This window comes from Desulfurella sp. (assembly GCF_049977265.1).
GTDB lineage: Bacteria > Campylobacterota_A > Desulfurellia > Desulfurellales > Desulfurellaceae > Desulfurella.
Genome location: NZ_JBMFGQ010000074.1, coordinates 1 through 3,339, shown reverse-complemented (window position 1 = coordinate 3,339; position 3,339 = coordinate 1). Strand labels below are relative to the sequence as shown.

Here is a 3,339-nt window from a genome sequence, read left to right as displayed (position 1 = left end):
GCAATACAAATCTGGTTACATTGCTTTGGTTTTAGGCATAATTTTTATTGTAATAGGCGCATATTTAGGCATTCACCCTTTTAATAAGCTTTTTCTGACATACGATAATGCATGGTGGCATTTGGTAAATATTCACAATCCATTTTGTATTTTAAGCAAGTGGAGAAACGGCAACTGGTTTCGCCTTATTGTTAATTTTTTTATAGCTGTAGCTGGCATATTTTATGTAGAAAACAAAAAGTTAAAAGATTTGTTTATAAGTATAGTTATTGCCTGCATAATTTTTTTTGCTTTAGCCCAAATTGGAGATATGATAAAGAATGTTTTTTTTGTGAGCCTGCAATTGTGGCGTGTAAATTGGATTTTACAGTTAATTGATATGGCATTTTTGCCTTATTTGACTTATAAAATGTGGACAAAAAATTATGTTGGCAAAATTTTGGCAATTATTTTTGTAAGTATATTACTAAATCAAATAGAAAATGATTACACTACATTTTTTGAAGCTTTTTTGCTTGCCATAACTATCTTAATCTTTTATAAAACAAATATAGATTTTGATGAAAATATTAAAAGACTATTTGAAAGAAAAAATTTTACCTGGCTTTTTACTTTGACAATTTTAGTTTTATGTGAGAGATTTATATGGCTTTATGAGATTAGTTTTTACCCTATAGATTTTCAATTTAATTTACTTGTAATGGAAAGATGCGTTTATTTTACTTTGGCAATGGTTTTGTTTTACGCTTTTGCAAAAGGTATAAGGATTGACAAAAAACTCCTTTATGGACTTTGCGCAAGCTTTGTTGGTGCACTTATTGTAAGCTTTATTGGTATAAATTTTAAAAGTTTCAACTATTTTATAAAGTTTAATGCAAACCCATATATGTTAAATAGAGCTTTTGTGCTGTTTATTATAGGAATATTGTTTATTTTAATTTTAAGGTTAAAGGCTTTAGGTTATGTTTTGATTTCTGGTTTGTTTGTTTTATCTATTTTGCTTTGGGACCAAAGGGGCAACTGGGATTTGTACATTGAAACTCACACTACAAATAATCCGTTTTACAAATACATTCCAGAGGATTCTTCTGTATATTTTAACGGGCAATTAAAATATGTGTGGATTTTGTTTGATAGGCCGTGTTTTTATTCAAGACAGCAGTGTTCTGGTGATTTATTCAATAGAAAAAGCGCGTTTTTAATTGAAAGACGATTAAATCTTGTAAAAAAAAATAAAAAAGATATCATAAACCTTTGTTTTGATGATAAAAATTTAGGTTTTATTGTAAGTCAAACAAAACTGATTTATAAGCCTGTAGCTATCTGGCATACGGGAATAAAAGACGGGTTTGATAATCTATATTTGTATGATTGTAAAACACTTAGAAATTGAGTTTATTAAGTATCTTATAACAAGCGTGGTAAGTCTTGCTGTTGATATGGCAGTATATCTAGTGCTTGGCAAATTAATGCATAATTATTTGATTTCTGCTTCTATTGGCTATATTGCAGGGCTTTTTGTAAACTATATATTATCTATAAAATGGGTATTTAGCTATAGAAAGATAAAAAAATACCACATAGAATTTGGAATTTTTGCAATTATTGGATTTGGCGGACTTTTGGTAAATGAAGCGGTAATTTATGCAGGCCTTTTTTGGCTTATTATTGGACCTTTCTGGGCTAAAATGATAGCTGCAGTTTTTTCTTTTGGATTTAACTTTGGTGCTAGAAAATTGTTGCTTTATACAAAATGGAAAAAATATGACAGAATTTTTTGATGTAGTTATAATTGGAGCAGGACCTGCTGGTATAACATGCGCATTAGAGCTTGCAAGAAATAATAAAAAAGTGCTTATTTTAGAGCAAGACTCTCAGGTAGGCGGCATATCAAAAACAATTAATTACAAGCAAAACCGCATTGACATAGGCGGTCACAGGTTTTTTTCAAAATCAGAGTGGGTAAAAAGATGGTGGATGGAACTTTTAGAGCCATGTACACTTGAAGAAGCTTATATAAAAGATAAATGTATGCTAAAGCGGGATAGATTGTCTCGAATTTACTTTGAGAAAAAATTTTATGATTACCCGCTGAAACTAAATTTCAATACGGCACTTAATATTGGATTTTTTAGGGGAATTAGCTTTTTAAAAGACTACATTAAAGCGCGAATTGATCCTATAAAGCCAGAGAAAAATTTAGAGGATTTTTTTATCAATAGGTTCGGCGTTGGGTTGTATGAAACCTTTTTTAGAGACTATACTCAAAAAGTCTGGGGTGTATCTTGCAAAAATATCAGTAAAGAATGGGGTTCACAGAGGATAAAAAGTCTTGATATATCAAAAGCAATACTTCATGCGTTTAAGTCTTTATTTTTAAAAAATTCAGCATCTGCTACTACTTTGATAGAAGAGTTTGATTATCCAAAACTTGGACCAGGTCAGTTATGGGAAACGGCTATTCAAAAAGCCATAGATAGCGGTGCAAAACTCAAGTTAAACGCAAAGGCGCTTTATTTTGAAAAAATTGGAGACAGGATAGATTCTTTAACTTTTTTAGATACAACTACCTCAGAGGTGGATGCGGTTAAATCGGATTATTTTGTTTCAACAATGCCTATAAAAGATTTAGCTTTAGGAATAAGACCAGAAATTGAAGAAGATGTGTTTAATATAGCTACAAATTTGCAGTACAGAGACTTTATAAGTATAGGCTTGCTTTATAAAAAATTAGCCATACAAAGCAAAAACTACCGCAAAGAAGCAGGTGCTTGCAGGATACCAGACAATTGGATTTATGTCCAGGAACCAAATGTCAAAATGGGTAGAATTCAGCTTTTTAATAATTGGAGTCCTTTTATGATAGCAGATATTAATACAGTCTGGCTTGGACTTGAGTATTTTTGCAATGAAGGCGATAAATTGTGGCAGGCAAGCAATAAGGAGCTTATTGAGCTTGGTTTAGGCGAGCTTGAAAAAATCGGCATTGCCAAAAAATTTGATTTCATAGATGGTACAGTTATAAGGCAAAAGAAAGCTTATCCAGCATATTTTGGAACTTACGAAAAATTTGATTTGGTAAAAAACTACTTTAACAAATTTGAAAATCTTTTTTTAATCGGCAGAAACGGTATGCACCGCTACAATAACCAGGACCACTCAATGCTAACAGCAAAAGAAGCGGTTAATTGCATTTTAAGTGGCAAATTAGACAAAAGCGCTATATGGGATATAAATGTAGATGATGATTATCACGAGGAAAATTAAATTTACTTTGTACAGTGTTTTAATTGTTTTAAAGCGTTTTGTGATCTATTGGATTAATAAAGGTAGTTTTTT

The 3,339-nt window shown here is 31.1% G+C and carries 3 protein-coding genes; all 3 read left to right on the top strand.

All coding sequences use genetic code 11. The annotated features are described in order from the left end of the window. Nucleotides 1–1,393: hypothetical protein (locus ACP5FO_RS08575; protein WP_428157395.1), on the top strand; the 1,393-nt coding region annotated here is incomplete at its 5' end. Beyond that, nucleotides 1,368–1,781: a GtrA family protein gene (locus tag ACP5FO_RS08570; protein WP_428110821.1), complete on the top strand. Its 414-nt coding sequence runs from the start codon at nucleotides 1,368–1,370 to the stop codon at nucleotides 1,779–1,781. The genes ACP5FO_RS08575 and ACP5FO_RS08570, both read left to right, overlap by 26 nt. Then, nucleotides 1,765–3,267 carry an NAD(P)/FAD-dependent oxidoreductase gene (locus ACP5FO_RS08565; RefSeq protein ID WP_428157394.1) on the top strand — a complete coding sequence of 501 codons (1,503 nt, stop codon included), beginning with the start codon at nucleotides 1,765–1,767 and terminating at the stop codon, nucleotides 3,265–3,267. The genes ACP5FO_RS08570 and ACP5FO_RS08565 overlap by 17 nt, the downstream gene beginning before the upstream one ends. Nucleotides 3,268–3,339 lie beyond the last annotated feature (72 nt).